This is a genomic window from Gilliamella sp. Occ4-3, assembly GCF_001690675.1.
GTDB classification, from domain to species: Bacteria; Pseudomonadota; Gammaproteobacteria; order Enterobacterales; family Orbaceae; genus Gilliamella; species Gilliamella bombi.
The window spans coordinates 1-1,870 of record NZ_LZHR01000062.1 but is presented as its reverse complement, the minus strand read 5'-3'; the positions used below and the strand labels follow the sequence as shown (position 1 = coordinate 1,870).

General features: G+C 37.7%; 3 protein-coding genes. All 3 read left to right on the top strand.

What is annotated here, in order from left to right:
- Positions 1-127 precede the first annotated feature (127 nt).
- A complete protein-coding gene (locus A9G44_RS07130; protein ID WP_065610042.1) occupies positions 128-793 on the top strand; it encodes a hypothetical protein in 666 nt (221 codons plus the stop codon).
- Between the two features lie 34 nt (positions 794-827).
- Positions 828-1,490: a hypothetical protein gene (locus A9G44_RS07125; RefSeq protein ID WP_065610040.1), complete on the top strand. Its 663-nt coding sequence runs from the start codon at positions 828-830 to the stop codon at positions 1,488-1,490.
- Positions 1,491-1,524: 34 nt separating this feature from the next.
- The coding region (locus tag A9G44_RS07120) for a hypothetical protein (protein ID WP_143426335.1) at positions 1,525-1,870 on the top strand (346 nt) is incomplete at its 3' end.

The window sequence follows — 1,870 nt, the reverse complement described above, 5'->3', positions numbered from 1 at the left end:
GATATACCCGCTCCAGGGACTCATTACTACAACATTCAATATGATGGTAGTTTAAAATTGACGGCGGGGACTAGTGGTCACTATGTTTTATAAGCATAAATCATGGGGTTATTAATAGGCAATAATCATGACAAAAAAACTAACCATCATTGCATTACTCATCAGTAGCGCACTAATTATATTTTTACTAAAAAATTGTAATAATTACCTTTATAAAGACCGCATACAGGAAGAAAATGATCGTATTAACCCTACCGGCAATAGAGCAGTTTGCCTCGCTGTGGGCGATCTGTATGCAGATATGTACCCCTATACTATTAAATATATGCCAGGATATCATAAAGATATGCACTATCAAGATCCTATTTATATTAATAATAAATTAAATGAACGATTAGCACTCTATGCCAAAGAGGGATTATTTACCGAAGAGCTGGTCGGTCACGATGGCGACAAGCCACTATACCGCTATAATTTAACGGATGAAGGACGTAAATATCTTGATAAAAAATGGTGGGGGGGAACAAATTTCTGTTTTGGCAAAGTGGTGGTTGAAAAAATTGATGAGGTTGATGATCAAATGCAAGGGATGAGAATGGTGACTTTTTATTACCATATGGAAAACGTGCCAAACTGGATAAAAAATAAAGATATTTATAGTCTATATAAAGGCTATGGTGGTTTAGAGAAAGCCGTATTGGGGGGGAGTCCTAGGGGCGTACATTATTACAGTTTTGGGCCTGATGGTGAGCTACGTTTGACGGGCGGTAAAAGTGGCCACTATGTTTTATAAACGTAAATCATGGGGTTATTAATAGGCAATAATCATGACAAAAAAACTAACCATCATTGCATTACTCATCAGTAGCGCACTAATTATATTTTTACTAAAAAATTGTAATAATTACATGTATAAAGACCGCATACAGGAAGAAAATGATCGTATTAACCCTACCGGCAATAGAGCGGTTTGCCTGCGGGTGGGTAAAATTTATCAGGATATGTACCCCTATACCATTCATTATCTTGAAGGGGAAATAGATCCTAACGATCCTTATGACAAAATCGCTGCTAATAACGAACTTAACTTAAAACTATCCCTTTATGCCAAAGAGGGATTATTTACCGAAGAGCTGGTCGGTCACGATGGCGACAAGCCACTATACCGCTATAATTTAACGGATGAAGGGCGTAAATATCTTGGTAAAAAATGGAGTGCAACAAATTTCTGCTTTGGAAAAGTGGTGGTTGAAAAAATTGATGAGGTTGATGATCAAATGCAAGGGATGAGAATGGTGACTTTTTATTACCATATGGAAAACGTCCCAAACTGGATAAAAAATAAGGATATTTATAGCTTGTATCCTGGCTATGGCGGTTTAGAGGAAGCCGTATTGGGGGAGAGCACTATAGGCGTACATTATTACAGTTTTGGGCCTGATGGTGAGCTACGTTTGACGGGCGGCCAGAGTGGCGGATATGTTTTATAAATGTAAATCATGGGGTTATTAATAGGCAATAATCATGACAAAAAAACTAACCATCATTGCATTACTCATCAGTAGCGCACTAATTATATTTTTACTAAAAAGTTGTAATAATTACCTTTATAAAGACCGCATACAGGAAGAAAATGATCGTATTAACCCTACCGGCAATAGAGCAGTTTGTCTTGCTGTGGGCGATCTGTATGCAGATATGTACCCCTATACCATTCATTATCTTGAAGGGGAAATAGATCCTAACGATCCTTATGACAAAATCGCTGCTAATAACGAACTTAACTTAAAACTATCCCTTTATGCCAAAGAGGGATTATTTACCGAAGAGCTGGTCGGTCACGATGGCGACAAGCCACTATACCGCTATA

Excerpts from the sequence above, each read along its gene's own strand:
- A9G44_RS07125 (WP_065610040.1), top strand. The coding sequence starts at position 828 with ATGACAAAAAAACTAACCATCATTGCATTACTCATCAGTAGCGCACTA.
- A9G44_RS07130 (WP_065610042.1), top strand. The coding sequence starts at position 128 with ATGACAAAAAAACTAACCATCATTGCATTACTCATCAGTAGCGCACTA.